The organism is Undibacterium sp. YM2 (assembly GCF_009937975.1).
Lineage (GTDB): Bacteria > Pseudomonadota > Gammaproteobacteria > Burkholderiales > Burkholderiaceae_D > Undibacterium.
Genome location: NZ_AP018441.1, coordinates 3,601,778 through 3,618,757, shown reverse-complemented (window position 1 = coordinate 3,618,757; position 16,980 = coordinate 3,601,778). Strand labels below are relative to the sequence as shown.

Annotated in this window: 11 protein-coding genes and 2 riboswitches; of the genes, 5 read left to right on the top strand and 6 right to left on the bottom strand. The window is 50.9% G+C overall.

Annotated features, from left to right (window positions below; all coding sequences use genetic code 11):
• Positions 1-337 precede the first annotated feature (337 nt).
• Positions 338-425: riboswitch (glycine riboswitch) on the top strand.
• Positions 426-436: 11 nt separating this feature from the next.
• A riboswitch (glycine riboswitch) is annotated at positions 437-575 on the top strand.
• Between the two features lie 80 nt (positions 576-655).
• The 3 genes from gcvT (at position 656) to gcvP (ending at position 5,242) form a co-directional block, all read left to right on the top strand.
• A complete protein-coding gene (gene gcvT / locus UNDYM_RS16370; protein WP_162044657.1) occupies positions 656-1,786 on the top strand; it encodes a glycine cleavage system aminomethyltransferase GcvT in 1,131 nt (376 codons plus the stop codon).
• A 69-nt stretch (positions 1,787-1,855) separates the two neighbouring features.
• Complete coding sequence (gene gcvH / locus UNDYM_RS16365; RefSeq protein ID WP_162041979.1) at positions 1,856-2,233, top strand: glycine cleavage system protein GcvH; 378 nt, start codon at positions 1,856-1,858, stop codon at positions 2,231-2,233.
• Between the two features lie 120 nt (positions 2,234-2,353).
• Positions 2,354-5,242 (top strand): aminomethyl-transferring glycine dehydrogenase, encoded by a 2,889-nt coding sequence (gene gcvP, locus UNDYM_RS16360; RefSeq protein WP_162041978.1) that lies wholly within the window; start codon positions 2,354-2,356, stop codon positions 5,240-5,242.
• Between the two features lie 71 nt (positions 5,243-5,313).
• Here gcvP and UNDYM_RS16355 read toward each other — a convergent pair whose 3' ends face one another.
• The 3 genes from UNDYM_RS16355 to UNDYM_RS16345 all read right to left on the bottom strand — a co-directional run bounded on the left by UNDYM_RS16355 (position 5,314) and on the right by UNDYM_RS16345 (position 8,467).
• A complete protein-coding gene (locus UNDYM_RS16355; protein WP_162041977.1) occupies positions 5,314-5,559 on the bottom strand; it encodes a hypothetical protein in 246 nt (81 codons plus the stop codon).
• Positions 5,560-5,621: 62 nt separating this feature from the next.
• Positions 5,622-7,739, bottom strand: coding sequence for a bifunctional diguanylate cyclase/phosphodiesterase (locus tag UNDYM_RS16350; RefSeq protein ID WP_162041976.1), 2,118 nt, complete (start codon positions 7,737-7,739; stop codon positions 5,622-5,624).
• A 275-nt stretch (positions 7,740-8,014) separates the two neighbouring features.
• The gene (locus UNDYM_RS16345) at positions 8,015-8,467 is read right to left on the bottom strand and encodes a cache domain-containing protein (RefSeq protein ID WP_162041975.1); all 453 of its coding nucleotides are present in this window, start codon (positions 8,465-8,467) and stop codon (positions 8,015-8,017) included.
• 307 nt (positions 8,468-8,774) lie between these two features.
• Between UNDYM_RS16345 and UNDYM_RS16340 the strand changes: the two genes are divergently transcribed.
• Both UNDYM_RS16340 and UNDYM_RS16335 read left to right on the top strand, forming a co-directional pair.
• The gene (locus UNDYM_RS16340) at positions 8,775-9,110 is read left to right on the top strand and encodes an energy transducer TonB (RefSeq protein WP_162041974.1); all 336 of its coding nucleotides are present in this window, start codon (positions 8,775-8,777) and stop codon (positions 9,108-9,110) included.
• Positions 9,111-9,293: 183 nt separating this feature from the next.
• Entirely contained in the window at positions 9,294-10,886 is a 1,593-nt protein-coding gene (locus tag UNDYM_RS16335; protein WP_162041973.1) for a hypothetical protein, read from the top strand.
• An 11-nt stretch (positions 10,887-10,897) separates the two neighbouring features.
• On the opposite strand, the gene UNDYM_RS16330 is transcribed toward UNDYM_RS16335, so the two are convergent.
• The 3 genes from UNDYM_RS16330 to UNDYM_RS16320 form a co-directional block, all read right to left on the bottom strand.
• Positions 10,898-12,511, bottom strand: coding sequence for a methyl-accepting chemotaxis protein (locus UNDYM_RS16330; RefSeq protein WP_162041972.1), 1,614 nt, complete (start codon positions 12,509-12,511; stop codon positions 10,898-10,900).
• Positions 12,512-12,823: 312 nt separating this feature from the next.
• A complete protein-coding gene (locus UNDYM_RS16325; protein WP_162041971.1) occupies positions 12,824-13,993 on the bottom strand; it encodes a cyanophycinase in 1,170 nt (389 codons plus the stop codon).
• A 217-nt stretch (positions 13,994-14,210) separates the two neighbouring features.
• Positions 14,211-16,925, bottom strand: a complete 2,715-nt coding sequence (locus UNDYM_RS16320) for a TonB-dependent receptor (RefSeq protein WP_162041970.1) — start codon at positions 16,923-16,925, stop codon at positions 14,211-14,213.
• Between the last annotated feature and the right edge of the window lie 55 nt (positions 16,926-16,980).

The window sequence follows — 16,980 nt, the reverse complement described above, 5'->3', positions numbered from 1 at the left end:
CGAATATTTGCACTATAGAAATAAAATGCGAACCTAGAGTAACAAGGGATGCTGATCATTCTCGTGATTGTTTCCTCTTCAAACAATAGTTACAAATTAATACAGAGATGAGCGTCAAAACAGGTAGTGGTCTGGTTGATTGCGGTTTTGTTTGTCAGGCTGTCATAGTAAGTTTCGCGTAAGTTTCAAGTAAGTTGCATAAGTGGTTTTGTTGCTCGCAAACTTGCTATATTTGTCGTTACTTGTCGTTTTATTCATTTTTTAACTATTCCATAGGCTTTTGTGTAAATATTTCCACGCTCAACTATCCAAGCCCTTGCAAGCCTTATATAATCGCGCTACTTGATCGGGAGAGCGTGACGAAAGTCGCCGCCGAAGGGGCTAATACCCAAAAAACTCTCAGGCAAAAGGACCGATCAACGGGGTAGTTAAAAGTTGCCCCAACTCTGGAGAGCGGTAGCGGCAGATACGTTTATTCTTATAAATATTCGCCGTACTACCCACCGAAGGTGCGCGCGGGCAGCAAACATACATGGCTCCCGTAATCTCTCAGGTACCAGGACAGAGGGGTATGCGATTTCAGCGCATGCGGCGGTTATTCGTCGGCATGCGTTTGTTCGTCCCTTCAATCTGGCAATCTGGTAATGAGGCACTCATGACGCAAGCAGCGACATCACTCAAGGCAACTCCCCTCAATGCAGCCCATCGTGCGGCTGGTGCAAAAATGGTTGATTTTGGCGGCTGGGACATGCCTGTCAACTATGGTTCCCAAATCGAAGAACATCATGCAGTGCGCACTGATTGCGGCATGTTTGATGTATCCCATATGTGTGTCGTTGATTTGCAGGGTGAGAATGTCCGCAGCTTCCTGCGTGGCCTGGTTGCCAATAATGTCGATAAATTGCAGGTTGCGGGCAAGGCCCTGTATTCCTGCATGCTGAAGCCTGAAGGCACGGTCATCGACGACCTCATCATTTATTTCTTCAACGAAAACTGGTTCCGCCTCGTCGTCAATGCTGGCACGGCAGAAAAAGACATCGCCTGGATGAATGCCCGCAATGCAGAAACCAATAGCGGCCTGACTATTACCCAGCGCCGTGATGGCGCGAATGCCTTTGCCCTGGTAGCAGTGCAGGGCCCGAATGCCCGCGCCAAAGCATGGGAAGTCTTGCCAGAAACCAAGGCAGCCAGTGCAGAGATCAAACCCTTCAATGCCGTTATCGTGGCTGATACTTCCTTTGGTGAAGTCATGGTGGCACGCACTGGCTATACCGGTGAAGACGGTTTCGAGATCGCTGTTTCTGCTGACCGCGTCACGGATTTGTGGAATGCCCTGGCAGCGGCAGGCGTCAAACCTGCTGGCCTTGGTGCGCGTGACACCCTGCGTCTGGAAGCTGGCATGAATCTGTATGGCCAGGACATGGATGAAACAGTCAACCCGCTCGATGCTGGCCTGGCATGGACCATAGACCTGGTCAGTGAACGTGATTTCGTTGGCAAGCAAGCACTGCAAACACAAGGCCAGAATGCCCAGTTCCTGGGATTGATCCTGCGTGAAAAAGGCGGCATCCTGCGCGCCCATCAAAAAGTAGTATGCGCACAAGGTGAAGGCGAAATCACCAGCGGTACTTTCAGCCCGACCATGGAACAGGCAATTGCACTGGCACGTTTGCCTATGGGCGTGTCTGTAGGCGATACTGTGCATGTTGTTATCCGTGACAAGCAATTGGCGGCGTCTGTAGTCAAGCTGCCTTTCGTCCGTAACGGCAAAATCCTGGCTGCATAATTATATTAGCAAGTTGTCCTGCTTATTAAAGACCATCATTTAAAACAATTTACTTATCTGGAGCCCATCATGAACGTACCAGCAGACCTGAAATACACGACATCCCACGAATGGGTACGCACTGAAGCAGACGGTACTATCACTGTCGGCATTACTGAGTTCGCTCAAGATGCTTTGGGCGATATCGTTTTCGTTGACTTGCCTAAAGTTGGCACAGCACTTGAAGCTGGCAAGGATTGCGCAGTGGTTGAATCCGTCAAAGCAGCGGGCGATATCTATGCACCAGTGACTGGTGAAGTTGTCGCCATCAATGAAGAACTGGCAGATGCACCAGAGTCCATCAATGCTGACGCTTTTTCTGCATGGCTGTTCAAACTGAAACCAGCAAATATTGCTGATGTCGATGCTTTGTTGACTGCCGAAGCTTACGCCAAGAACATCGCTTGATGATGTAATTAAAAGAGGTGGCCTTGTTGCTGCCTCTTTTAATATGGATTTGCCTGAATGCGGTTTGCCCTGCATAGCTACACCTGATATTCCACGTTACTCTTCTGTACCCCATATACCATGACCCGTCCTTCACTGACCCAACTGGAAGCGCACGACGCTTTCATCGCTCGCCATATCGGCCCTTCTGAAGCAGAACAAGCCGCCATGCTGAAAACCCTGGGCTATGCTGACCGCACAGCCCTGATTGATGCCATCGTCCCGGCCAATATCCGTCGTCACGATGTGCTGCCACTGGCGCAATTCACAGAAGCCAAGTCCGAACAGGAAGCACTGGCCACCTTGAAGGCATTGGCGTCAAAAAACCGTGTACTGAAGTCTTTGATCGGTCAGGGTTATTACAACACGCATACGCCGGGCGTTATCCTGCGCAATATCTTTGAAAACCCTGGCTGGTATACCGCTTACACACCATACCAGCCAGAGATTTCCCAGGGCCGCCTGGAAGCAATCCTGAACTTCCAGCAAGTCATCACTGACCTGACTGGCATGGACATCGCCAATGCATCGATGCTTGACGAAGGCACGGCTGCAGCTGAAGCCATGACGCTGATACAGCGCGTAGGCAAATCCAAATCCAATGTGTTTTATGTCGCTGCCGATGTCTTGCCACAAACCCGAGAAATCATAGAAACCCGCGCCAAGCCGCTGGGCATAGAAGTGCGTACCTGCGCTGGTAATGAAGCGCTGGACAATGATTGCTTTGGCGTCTTGCTGCAATACCCGGGCGTTGATGGTTCCATCGTTGATTACCGCGAATATGCGGCAGCCTTGCATGCCAAGGGTGCAATGGTTATCGCTGCTGCCGATTTGCTGGCACTGACACTGATCGCTTCCCCAGGCGAGTGGGGTGCTGACGTTGTTGTTGGTAACAGCCAGCGTTTTGGCGTACCGCTGGGTTTTGGTGGCCCGCACGCAGGTTATATGGGTACACGCGATGCATTCAAACGCAGCATGCCAGGTCGTCTGGTTGGCGTGACGATTGATGCGCAAGGTAACAAGGCTTATCGCCTGGCCCTGCAAACACGTGAACAGCATATCCGCCGCGAAAAAGCCACATCGAATATCTGTACCGCTCAGGTGTTGCTGGCAGTGATTGCTTCCATGTATGCTGTTTATCACGGCCCTGCAGGCTTGCGCCAGATCGCCTTGCGCGTACACCGTCTGACTGGTGTTCTGGCTGGCGGCCTCAAGCAACAAGGTCTGACTATCGCGAACACCACTTATTTTGACACTCTGACAGTCAATGTCGCCAATGCGGCGGCATACCATCAGGCTGCTGAAGCTGCTGGCTACAACCTGCGCCAGATCAGCGCAACACAGGTCGGCGTTTCTCTGGATGAAACAGTGACACGTGCCGATGTTGAAGCCCTGTGGGCGATTTTTGCCAAGGCAAGCGGCGTAACTACAGCGCCAGATTTTGCAGCGATAGAAGCAGGCGTCAATGATGCCTATCCTGCGGCACTGACACGTGGCACGACTTATCTGACGCACCCAACCTTCAACCGCTATCACGCAGAACATGAAATGCTGCGTTACCTGCGCAGCCTCGCTGACAAAGATCTGGCGCTGGACCGCACCATGATACCGCTGGGTTCATGCACGATGAAGTTGAATGCCACCAGCGAAATGATCCCGGTCACTTGGCCTGAATTCTCCAGCATCCATCCATTTGCGCCAAATGACCAGACCATCGGTTACCGCGAAATGATCGCTCAACTCGAAGCCATGTTGTGCGCAGCAACTGGCTACGACGCCGTATCCCTGCAACCAAATGCCGGTTCGCAAGGTGAATATGCTGGCTTGCTGGTGATCCAGGCTTACCACGCGTCCCGTGGTGAAGCACACCGCAATATCTGCCTGATCCCATCTTCTGCACACGGCACCAATCCAGCATCCGCCAGCATGGTAGGCATGGATGTGGTTGTGGTTGCTTGCGATGACAAGGGCAACGTTGATCTGGCTGATCTGCAAGCCAAGGCAGAAAAACACAGTGCCAACCTGGCAGCAGCGATGGTGACTTATCCATCCACGCATGGTGTGTTTGAAGAAGGCATACAGCAACTGTGCGAAATCGTGCATAGCCACGGTGGCCAGGTCTATGTTGACGGCGCGAACATGAATGCACTGGTTGGCGTTGCGGCACCAGGCAAGTTTGGTGGTGATGTCAGCCATCTGAACCTGCACAAGACTTTCTGTATCCCTCACGGCGGTGGCGGCCCAGGCGTAGGCCCGGTTGCTGTTGGTGCGCATCTGGCGAAGTTCTTGCCTAACCAGAAATCCACCGGTTATGTACGTGGTGAAGATGGCATCTCTGCCGTTAGCGCAGCACCATTTGGCTCTGCCAGCATTTTGCCTATCTCTTGGATGTACATCGCCATGATGGGTGCAGAAGGCTTGAAGGCAGCGACAGAAACAGCGATTCTGGCAGCGAACTACATCGCCAAACGCCTGGCCCCGCATTACCCTGTGCTGTACAGCGGTCATGATGGCCTGGTTGCGCATGAGTGTATTCTGGATCTGCGTCCATTGACCGATGCCACCGGCATTTCCAATGAAGACGTGGCCAAGCGCCTCATCGACTTTGGTTTCCATGCACCGACCATGAGCTTCCCTGTGCCTGGCACCTTGATGATAGAACCGACAGAAAGCGAATCCCAGGCTGAACTCGACCGCTTCATCGATGCCATGATCAGCATACGCGAAGAAATCGCCAAGGTAGCCAGTGGTGAATTTGATGCCAAAGACAATCCGCTGAAACATGCACCACATACAGCGGAGGTACTGATTGCCAATGAGTGGTCACATGCTTACAGCCGTGAAGTGGCAGCTTATCCAGTAGCTTCGCTGCGCAAGAATAAATATTTTGCGCCAGTTGGCCGTGCTGACAATGTCTATGGTGACCGCAATCTGTTCTGCTCTTGCATACCAGTCAGCGATTACGAATAAGTATTAACGGTTTGGTTCAAAATGAAAACGGACATGCTTGCATGTCCGTTTTTTTTTATCTTTATTGCAGTTCAGTTTTGCGTATTTGACCTGTACACCACGAACTGTGGTGACCCTTCAAAACTCTTGTCTACATCTGACAAATGTCTGTGTTCCCAATTTGAGTTTTCATGTTCCATATCATCGGCCGCAGAAAGAATGAAGCTTGCTATCTTGCGTAGTTCTTGCGATGAGGCTGCCAGTGTGATTTCTGCCAGCTCATCAGGGACTATGTCTTCTGGTGTAAGTTCTGTATTCTTGTATCCATAAATTTTCAATACATGCTCCAAGCAATTGCTAATAATTATACGTCTAACTATATATCAGGTTAATGTGTGGTTCAATCCGGCATCAGGACAGGAATCGGTGCATGTGCCGTGATGCCCAGCCGCAGCATTTTTGCAAATTGTTCCGCCGCCAAAGGGCGGCTGAAAATGTAGCCTTGCCCTTCTTCACAATGCTGTGCTTTTAAAAAAGACAGCTGGCCATATTTCTCTATGCCTTCTGCAATGACTTTTTGATTTAGGCTGTTTCCCATTGCGATGACGGCGCTGACAATGACACCATCACCATCGGTTTTTGAAGTACCGATATCGTGTACAAATGACTGGTCTATTTTCAGGACATCTATCGGGAATTGATTCAGGTAACTCAGGCTCGAATAACCCGTGCCAAAATCATCGACAGCCAATTGTATCCCCATGTCTTTCAATTGCTGTAGTATGGCGACACTACTCTCGGCATTGTGCATCAGGACGCTTTCGGTAATTTCCAGTTGCAGGCAATTCGGTGACAGGCCAGTCTCCTCAAGTATCGTCCGCACGCCTTCCACAAAATCCTGACGACGAAATTCAACTGCAGAAATATTCACTGAAATCGCCGCTATTGTTAGTCCCGCGTCTTGCCATTGTTTGGTTTGTGCACAAGCTTCACGCAAGACCCAGCGGCCTATCGGTATGATGACGCCACAGTCTTCTGCTATACCGATGAATCGTATTGGCGGTACCATGCCCCATTGTGGATGCGTCCAGCGTAGCAAGGCTTCTGCACCAGTGATGACGCCGCTTTTCAGGTTGATCTTGGGTTGATAGTGTAGCGAGAACTCATTGCGTATCAGAGCCAGTCGCAAATTTGCTTCTATGACTTGCCGCTCCACCGCACGTACATTCATTTCCGGTTTAAAGAACTGGAAGTTATTGCGCCCCCTTTCTTTGGCCTGATACATGGCCGTATCCGCATTCTTGATGAGAGTCTCTGCATCCGTACCATCAGCAGGGTAAGAACTGATGCCTATGCTGGTAGTGACATACAGCTCATGCTTGTTGATGCTGTGAGGCGTCGCGAGTGATTTTAATAGTTTCTCGGCGGTAAAGGCCGCGTTTTCGGCAGACTTGTCATCTGTCACCAGAATCACGAATTCATCGCCGCCCTGGCGGCTCACAGTGTCTGAACTGCGCACACAAGCACATAACCGCTCGGTGACCGATTTCAATAGCATGTCACCGATGGCGTGGCCCAGGGAGTCATTGATATGCTTGAAATTATCCAGATCCAGAAAAAGTATGGCCAGATGTGTTTCTCGGCGTTTTGCCAGACCGATTGCCTGAGCAATGCGGTCATTCAGCAGTGCGCGGTTGGGCAGATTGGTGAGGAAGTCATGCTGCGCCAGATGTGCCATTTTGACTGCCATGGCCTGGGTCGCCGTAATGTCATGAAATACCATGACTGCACCAGCGATATTGCCATCAGAATCGTGGATGGGTGCCGTCGAATCCTCAATTGCCACTTCGCTGCCATCACGTCTGAGCAATATCGTTCCTGGGGTTAAGGTTGTGGCTTTATCCTGTCGCAATACCTGCATGACGGGATTGGCCTTGGCTTGTTTATTTTCGCTATGAATGAGAGGCATGACAAGATTGATGGACTGGCCTTGTGCTTCTTCACGTTTCCACAGCGTCATGTGCTCGGCTGCGACATTGAGGTAATCGACATTACCTGCCATGTCCGTGCCGATGACAGCATCACTGATCGAGTTGAGTGTGATTTCTGCTCTTGCTTTTTCTAAATAAGCAGCTTCTTCAACCGCTTTGCGCTGGATGATGTTGCGCAAGGACTGGGGCACGAGATAACTGGAGAAGTGACCCTTGGTCAGATAACCTTGCGCGCCCAGTCCTACCGCTTCGACTGCCAGGCTGTCATCAACATCGCAGAGTGTGAGTATGGGGATTTTGGAGGCAACTGCAAACAAGGCCTCGAAAGTCGCAATGCCTTCACTATCCGGTAAAGAGAGATCAACCAGAATTGCATCAATGTGCTTTTGCTGCACTTGTTCAAGCGCATTTGACAGACTGCTGGCGAACTGGGTTTCGTAAGGACCGTCATGGGCTTTGCGCAACGCGTCCTGAAGCGCAAGAGCATCGGTAACAATATTTGTGACGACGAGAATTCGCTTGGCCATGAGCTGGCTCCTTATAAACTTTTCAAAAATGAAGGCAGCGAGCGCAAAAAACCGCTGACCGCTTGGCTATAAATCTCTTGCCCAAGCAAGAAAATGATCTGTCTGGATACCTGGACAGAAGCTACTTGATGGAAATTTATGCGTCTGTGCGATGTCGCACAAAGTGTCTGAAAAGTTATAAATTCAGCGTATTGCAGGTATTCTGCCAGCCACAGAAAATAAAAAAAGGTATCGAGAACATCGATACCCTGTCGTGGGTCCAAAGACCTAAAAAGCTACTTCCCTTTATATATACCAGCTTCAAGTATCACGTCATTACTGCGGAAAATATAGGTAGTCTTGTTTTCTATCTGCTTGCTGACAGGATTATTGTAGCGGTAATCTACCCAGCCTTTGCCCTTGCTCTTGGCTAGTGCAATGATCTCTTTGCGATAGTATTTGCCATCGGCATCTGGCAAGTCCAGCATGTTCTTGCCTATCAATTTGGGGTTGATAGGGTGGGCAATGACGATGCCGTCAAGACCGCGTACATACAGGTAAATCGAGCCATTGATGAAGTCGGGATTTTTATTATTGATTTCCTGTACCAGGGCATCCTTGCCATTCTTTTGCATATAGGCCAAGCCCTTTTCTACCATGGCAATCGCATCGGCGGGATTGTCGTCCGCCAGGACAAACTGGGATTGAACCAGCAATAACAATACCAGTAGTGATTTGAGGATTTTCATTTCTATCTCCCTAAAACATTCTATTTTTATCATCAGCTTCTTTGGCAGCAAGATGTCTGATTTAAGACTAGTGGAAATAGGGCATAAAAGCAAAGTCGCTATGTATGGAAGCAACAATTCTTAACGAGTATTGCCATAGCGCAAAGGGAATAATTCCAGGTAGTAAGCAGGCACAATCTTTAACATTCTGGCGGTGAATTTCCTCAGGAAAATATTGCGTTGCGGAAAAAATGTGCAGTAAAATACGCACCTGTTTCCATGTGGCAATATTAAACTTTCCCTGAATCTTGTTCCTCATTTTACTCCCATGAAAAAATTACTTCTCGCTACTGCCATCCTTGTTTCTTCTTTCTCCGCATTTGCCAGTGAAGTTGCTCCTGCTGTCGATAAGCAAACTTGCGAAAAACCGGTTTATCCAAAATCGGCCCTGATGAATGAAGAAACCGGCACCGTTGTATTGTCCGTGCTGATTGGCCCTGACGGCGCGGTAGTTGATTCCAAAGTAGAGAAATCCAGTGGTTCCAAGGCTTTGGACAAGGCAACACAGAAAATTTATTCTTCCTGCAAATTCAAACCAGGTGCTAAAGATGGCAAGCCACAACAAGCCTGGACCAAGCTGGAATATGTCTGGAGCCTTTCCTGATCGGGCATGCTGCTTGCTGATCATCTGGCAAAACAAGAGAGATGCCCTGGCATCTCTTTTTTTATGTGCAAAGCAATATGAATTTTCCTGCTTTTTCATACTTGTTTGCTAAAGAAATAATGAACATTGTCGATAATCAATTGAAGATTAAGCAAGGATTTATTTCAAGGACGTAAGCAAGCCATGTCAACTATCTCTACCAGTTTGAATTCGGTGGTAAGCCCCGGCGTTGGTCAGGCACAGATTCAGACGCAGAATGTGAACCCTCAGCTTGCGCCTGCCTCATCAGCCCCTGCATCAAAATCAGTATCCGCGCCTGCAAGTTCTTATCAAGTCAATCTACGCTCCTCTGCTAGTGGCACGGTGGGGCAGACTTATAATCAGGCCGGTGTTGCATCTGCATCTGCGTCCACAACTGTGGCTCCTACGGCATGGTGGGAAAATAAGGGCGATGATCATTTCAGTTATCTTCTTGAACAAAATGCCGTTTCAGCGACGACTACAGCAGGGCGTTTCAATGGTCTTGCTACCGGCCTCATAGAACGCCTGCATGTGACAGGTGCTGACATTAAGCAGGCATATATCACAACCTCCGTGGATGCAGATGCAGGTAGCAAGGCTGTGTCTGAAGCAGGGCAGGTCAGTTTGAGTGACTTGCGTGACCGTCCTGACCAAAGCCTGGGGCTGAGTGTCAAACTCGCTTCCGGGCAGAAGGTCAGCCTGTCCATCAAGAGCAATGGCAATGGCCTCAGTGTAGAGGCCAGCAGCGATACAGAGTTGAGCGAGACTGACAGCAAGGCGCTTGAGAAGCTTGCGGCGGGTCTGGAGGCTGCAGCGCAAAGTTATTTTGGCGAGCAGAAGATCAATCTCAATGCCTTATCTGGCTTTGATACTTCCGTCATCAGTTCGCTGGAATTAAATATCAAGTCAGGTGACAGGCAAGTCGATTTCAGGATAGATCAGTCACATCATCAGCTCAAACTGACCTCACCCAGTGGCGTGATCGATATTGATGTCAAACACGACAATGCTGGTCTGAGGGGAAATGCGACTCAAAGGGAGCAGGCTATCCAGCAATTCCTGGGGCAAATCGATAGTGCTGCCAAGCGTGGTCATGCAGATGAAGGCTTGATAGCACAGTACAAGGAAGCATTTTCTGCTGTACAAAAAATCAATGTCACAGATGATACTGACAATCTTTCAGCACTGGCACCTGCCAAGGCCCCATCGTTCTGGGATGCCGGCGCGAGCCCTCTGCTGACCGGTTTGGCAGATTTTGACGCAAAGATCACAGGGGAAACAACTACGCCAAATCCTTTGCGCTTGCAGGAGAGCGATTATTTCAATTTCCAGACCAGCCAGAAGACGACACAGGAAGGCCAGTTATCAAGTGGAAAAATCAGCCAGAAGCTGGAATCCAGTCTTAGCGCAGCTTTTCACCTTGAGTTAAAGTCTGGCAAAAAACCGGAGCTAGGCGAGAGCAAGAACTCGCAGAATTATCGCTACTTCAAGGTGGACGATCATGAGAGCAGCAAGCTCGAATTGGGATTTGAAAAAAATCAATTGAATAGTGCGCGGCTGGAAAAAAGCCATGACCGCAATCTGAGCATCTCCAGTTATGAATTCGGTAAGCTCATTGATAGCACAACTGTGCCGGATAAACAGACAACCGTGATTGATTTCTCATCCAATGCGACCCGCGACAATACGGCAACTGAGCAGGCTTTGCAGCGCCAGCGCATCATTACCGGATTGAGCGGGAAAATCTTTCTCTAAGTGATAGTTCCCTAGCGCAAGCGGCGTGGCTGATTCACTTGGCCAGTTGGCGCTGGACGCACGCTGGCATGGCTGATTTGAGGCTGAGGCGCATTACCAGCCTGTTGCTGCACCTTGAAAATATTGACCACCTGCGCCAGTGCTGCAGCCTGTTCATTCATGGCCTGGGCAGCGGCAGATGCCTGTTCTACCAGTGCGGCATTTTGCTGCGTCATATTATCCATATCCACAATCGCATGATTGACTTGTTCTATGCCCGAGCTTTGCTCTTGGCTGGCCGAGGCAATCTCGGCGACGATGTCGGTCACGCGCCTGACACTGGCCACCACTTCATCCATGGTGGAGCCGGCGATAGCAACCAGCTTACCGCCTTCCTCCACTTTTTCTGCCGAGCTGTCTATCAGGGTCTTGATTTCTTTGGCGGCCGAGGCTGAACGCTGGGCGAGGTTACGCACTTCGCTGGCAACCACGGCAAAACCGCGCCCCTGTTCACCAGCTCTTGCAGCTTCTACAGCAGCATTCAAAGCCAGGATATTGGTCTGGAAAGCAATGCCATCAATCACGCTGATGATATCGACGATTTTTTTCGATGACTCATTGATGGAGCCCATGGTCGCCACCACTTTGCCTACGACGCTGCCGCCTTGGGTGGCGACTTCAGATGCCGAGATCGCCAGTTGATTTGCCTGTCTGGCATTGTCGGCATTTTGCTTGACGGTGGAAGTCAGCTCTTCCATGGTGGATGAAGTTTCTTCCAGTGCACCTGCCTGCTGCTCGGTACGGTTAGACAAATCTAGGTTGCCTGAGGCAATTTCACCAGATGCCGTGGCGATGGATTCTGAGCCTGTACGCACTTCACTGACGACAGAAGCCAGTTTGTCGCGCATGCTCTTGATCGCAAACAGCAGGCTGGACTGGTCATTATCCTTGACTTGTATATCTGCAGTCAGGTCACCTTCGGCTATATGGCCCACTACCTCGGCCGCATAAGCGGGCTCGCCGCCCAGTTGACCGAGAATAGTACGTGTCATGTGCCAGGCAAGGGCACCGACCATGGCCATCATGAGGGAGCCCAGGCCGAGCAGGATGCCGGCCTGCTGCCAAAAGGCTTCATTAATATCGTCCAGATATGTACCGGTACCCACCAGCCATTCCCACGGAGCGAAGCGCATGACGGCATAGATTTTCTCAACCTGGCCCTGTACGCCAGGCCGGGTGCCCATGGCCTGTACAACACCAATGCTGCTTTTAGCCAGTGAGGCACGGTAGCGGTCTCCAGATTCCTTCATATCCTTTTGCGGTACACCTATGCGGTCTGCCTTGGGGTGCACGAGCAACAAATCATCGTTGTAGCCGCGTACAAAGAAATACATTTCATCTTTATGGAAACTGGCAATCGCCAGCTTGGCCTGCTTTTGCGCATCTTCACGTGAGAGCTTGCCTGACTGTTCGAGTGCGTAGGCTTTTGCTATGGCGGCATGAGCCATTTCCACCATATTGGAAATCTGCTCAGTGCGCTCCTTGGTCATGGTCTGACGCAGGGAATATAGCGAAATGGCAGAAATAATGGAAATGCCGAACAGGGTGATGGCGCACAGCAGGATGATGCGGGTGCTGAGTTTCATGATGTGGTCTCACTGGTTTGTTGCAGTTTGCTGCAATGCAGTGCGAAAGCGTGAGAGAAAAGCGGGTATCCCCTCTGGTCAATCCACCTACATTTGGGGCAGGTCTGCATAGTTTGTTAATTGGCGATCACGCAATGCAGCCTGCAAGGTACAGGGCGCGAGCGTTATTTTGATTGTAAGTGAAGCCAAGATGCCTGAGAGGAAGAATTTGCAAACAAACGACAAATCAGGGCGCGGATCTTGTGCAGAAGGAAGGACAAGAGGATGGCATTAATGCCATCCTCTTTGATGTAGCCTGATGTCAGGCTGGTCTTATTTGTACAGCGGCAGGTTCATGCTGACGGGCCGTATGTCCAGGCGCAGATTGTGTATCGTATAGCTTTCTGCCCCAGATGCTCCAGAATAATAGCCCTGGCTGTCAGCCACTTTGCTGAAGCTGAATTCAAAACCCAGTTCAGGCTGGGCATCCATGCCAAAAGCCAGGCCAGTAGCACGTTCCTGCTTGCTGTCAATCAAATGAAACATCAGGTCAGTGACGACGGTATTGGCGAGGATGTCAGGATAAAAACGCTGCTCAGTATTGTATGCCTGGGCAGGATTGAGCTTGTTTTGCAGCTTGTCAACTGATGGCGTCAGCATCCTGGTGTGCAAATTAAAGCGGTCGCCCCTGTCCAGATAGCTGATACGGGCATTGCTGATGTTGAAACTCTTTTGCTTGCTATCTGTCGTCGCCTGGCTCAGGTCAAACAGGATCGCGCCCTTATAACCGATGACTTCAACCTCACCCTGATTGCTGACCACCATCGCCGTATTTTCATCTACGCCCAAGCCCAGTTTGTAATTCTTTTTCAGCATGACAGGCAGCATGCGGGCAAAACGGCCACGGATGATCAGGTGCTGATCTATGAAAACGTCGGGGCCTATAAAGCCCAGACCAGCCGCAATCTCCTTGCCATCAGTGACACCGAGCTTCAAGGTCGGCAGTACTGGCTTGGCATCATAAAACATGGTCGTGCTCATAATGGCAGCACCGGCACTGCTGCCAGCGATGACACCGCCACGCTGATATAGCGCCCAGATAGCTTCCAGCATCGCCGTTTTGCTGCCATCTGGCTTGACCAGCGCCTGTATGATGCGGCCCTGGTCACCACCGGTGAAATACACGCCGCTGGCATCTTTCAGCTTGTCCAGCCAGGTCGTGTTGCTGACGATCTCGTCTGGCTTGAATTGCGCATGCTTGACCGACAGGGGGATCAAAAATGCCTGGGCGCCGTTCTGGTTCAGGGATTCCACCGCAAACGCCCCTGATTTTTCCGGGCTGCCAGCTGCCGCCGGGATGACGGCAATCTTTGCACCCTTGCCGCCGGCCTGCCGTACGATGCGTTGCCACACCACAGAATTATCCATGCGCAAGGCGCCGCCTATGATGACGAGTGAGCCTTTTGATTGTTGAAGGGTGTTGTCTTCCGCGTGAGCATTCATGGGCAATTGCCAGATTAAAAGAGTTAGCCAGCTTAGCAAACTACGCAATAGCCAACTGGAATTTTTCAGAGAAATTGTCATTATTTTCATCCTGATTTTTTGATATTGTAAGTGATTCAATTCACCACTACGGTCATGAATTTAAAAAAAGGGGACAAGCATTACTTGTCCCCAATATCCACGCAGGCGCTGCTTTGGAAGTGATTATTGATATAGCTTATTTAAAAGCATAGTTACCAGAGATATAGATGAAGCGGCCACGTGGGTCGGTATAGCTGGGGTCATAACCAGCGATGAAGCTATATACCTGGTTGGAACGTGGCGGATTGGTATCCAGCAGGTTCTTGATGCCTGCACGCAGGCTGAATGCCTTGCTGAACTTATAGCTGCCACTCAAATCCCACAAGACATAGGCGGGCACGTCACGGGTGCTGCCATCAGCCAGGGCATTCTGGTCGTGATAACCTTGGTAGTAAGTCTGTTGCAGTGTCGCGCCCCAAGGGCCACGGTCAAAGTCAAATGTCAGGGTATGTCTCCAGCGTTGTACTACCTGGGTGTCGGTGTAGATACCTACGCCATTCACTTCCGGGCTGGCAGCCGTGTTACGGGTCTTGTAGTCGATGACATAAGTACCGTTCAAACTGACATTGAATTTGCCGAGACTGTTTTCTGGCAGCTTCCAGTTGACGTTAACATCCACGCCCGAGGTTTTCAGCGAACCTATATTTTTCACCCGGCCATCGACTGACAGGATAGGTCCGGGGATGCCTGGCAGGCTGGGATCAGCAGCGCCACGTATCGCGTAGCCGGGATTGGACTTGGGGTCGCTAAAGTAAGCACCTTCGTTGGCCAGCAAGGTGTCAGACTTTTCTATACGCCAGTAATCGAGGGAGGCAGTCAGGCTGCGGCTGGGTTCAACGACGATACCTGCAGAAAACTGCTTCGATGTCTCAGGCTTCAGATTGGCAGTGCCACCCTTGATCAGGTCTGGCTGTATACCGCAGTAATCCGGGTTCTTGGTATTGTCGATATTGCCGGTCTTGATACAGCCAAGCGGGTCATTGTAGATGCCGCTGGTCTGACCTGTACGTGCCGGTTCATTGATGTCTGCCAGGCTGGGGGCGCGGAAGCCAGCACTGTAAGAGCCGCGAACCACGATTTCTTTGGCTGGTGTCCAGCGCAGGCCAAATTTTGGATTGGTGGTGCTGCCTACATCGTTATAGCTGTCATGGCGCACGGCGGCCTGGGCTTCGAGATTGCTGAGTATGGGCAAATTCAATTCGGCAAACAGAGCCTTGACGGTGCGGCTGCCACCGTAAGCTGTTGCAGCACCATCACCGCGTATCTCACCGGCAGCCAGCAGGGCAGATGGGGTGAACTCCAATTTTTCACGACGGTATTCTGCCCCTATTGCCAAGCCTGCATTGCCGCCTGCCATGGCAAATAATTCACGTGAAGCCTTGATGTCAAACGCATCGGTAGTCGCTCTTGACTGACGGGCAGCATCGCTGATCTTTGCTGCATTCAGCAGGCTCGTACCTTCAGTTCCTGATGGACCGAAGGGATTGATCTTGCCAGTCAAGAAGGCACTGTCAAAAGCCGAAGTCCTGACATAGCCATCCACATATTTATCATCCACCTTGCTGACACTGTGATTCAGCGCTGCATCATAATCCCAGCCTGCGATTGTGCCCTTGGCACCAACGACCAGGCGCTGTGCAATCGCATTGACTTCATTGGTACGCGGGCCAGCAGCACTGAGGCGCAGGCCAACGCGCAAAGGCGTTTTGTTGGTCGTGATCAGGTCATTCGGATAGTACATGCCGTTGACCGGGTAGTTCAGATTGCTGACCGTCAGTGGGCTGATGCGGTAAGTAGTTTTGGTGTCGCTGTGCAGCACTTCTGCAAACAGGGTATTGTCAGCATCGATAGCAAACTGGGCACGACCCAGCAGTGACGCGCGCTGCGATTCAGGGAAAATCTCGGTGTCATGCATGTAATCATACAAGCAGGCTTTGTTACCGACAAAGCTGTCTGCCGCAAACACCGTGGCAGGTGGGTTGCAAGTTGGTGCACTGGGGTTCAGGCGCGAACCGGTAGCGCCACCACTGACTGTGGTACGGCGTACATTGGCCGGGAAAGTATTGGAGCTACCCACATCGAGATTGATGTCAGGCTGATAGGCAGAGCCTATCCATGAACGCTGGGTAGAGCGCAGGCTGCCGGTGTTCTGGAAATTCGCCACACCCATGAGGTTGTACCTGTCCTGGCTCAGGCTACCTATCCCACCAGACAGGCTGATAATTTTTTTATCTGCACCACCATGCTGGGTATTGCCCGCATAGGCGGATATTTCTGCACCCTGGTAATCAGGGCGGGTAATGAAGTTGATGACACCACCTATCGCATCCGCACCATAAATCGCTGATGCACCGTCTTTCAAGACTTCCACGCGCTGTATGGCGGCAGACGGGATGGAATTCAAATCCACACCAGATGAGGTACCAGGTGAAGCGAAGTTGGCGAGGCGGCGGCCATTCAGCAAGATCAGCGTAGATGACACACCTATGCCACGCAGGTTGGCACCATTGAAACCACGTTGCGTACCACCGTTGTCGCTGAAGCTGGCACCGTCCGTCAGGCCCGCTGTGCTGGCCGACACTTTGCTCAATAATTCTGCTGCGGTAGTGACGCCTGACTTTTCTATCGATTCGCGGCTGATGATTTGCACAGGCAGGGCAGTTTCTGCATCAATGCGTTTGATTGACGAGCCGGTAATCTCTACTCGCTGCGGTTTGTTGGGATCATTCTCAGTCTGCGCCCATGCGCTTTGCGTATTCATGCCCAACATCGCCATGACGCTCAATGCAGACCAGGTTGCGACAGCCAATTTCTTGGGTATGGGCTGACATGCTTGTTTTTTCGTTGCCATTGCCTTCTTCTCCTCAGGTTTTACAGAAATTTAAAAAAAGCATCCCCCTCAGGCA